Genomic DNA, 387 nt, shown 5'->3' with positions numbered 1-387 from the left:
CAACCGTCCCAGTTTTGTGAAATGACCGTATCTATGAACGGATTAGGAAGCACCGTGTTGCATTTTGGTGACAACCGAAACACCGAGATGCCAATATCATTGTCTATTAAAGAGATCGTTAATCCAGATGAAAATAATGGTGACAATCCAGATGAAAACAATGGTGACGGTGGCGGTGACACTGGTAGTAGTGGCGGCTCAATGGGGCTATTCTCTCTACTACTGATGGTGGTACTACGCACAATAAGACAACAACGGTAAATCAATGCCTTTACAACAAGAAGCCAGCAGCGTTCGCGCTCTGGCTTTTTTTATGCCTGCAACAAAAAACACAGGAATAGCAAGGGGAGCTATCATTAAGGTGGTGGATTTTTAATCGCAACAATG

At 43.7% G+C, this 387-nt stretch carries 1 protein-coding gene; it reads left to right on the top strand.

All coding sequences use genetic code 11. The features are described from left to right. On the top strand, positions 1-261 hold a 261-nt coding region (locus RMT89_RS41470), incomplete at its 5' end, for a GlyGly-CTERM sorting domain-containing protein (protein ID WP_315888928.1). Between the last annotated feature and the right edge of the window lie 126 nt (positions 262-387).

Source organism: Streptomyces sp. P17, assembly GCF_032436805.1.
Lineage (GTDB): Bacteria > Actinomycetota > Actinomycetes > Streptomycetales > Streptomycetaceae > Streptomyces.
The sequence above is the reverse complement of the archived record's forward strand: the minus strand, read 5'-3'. Positions and strand labels throughout refer to the sequence as shown.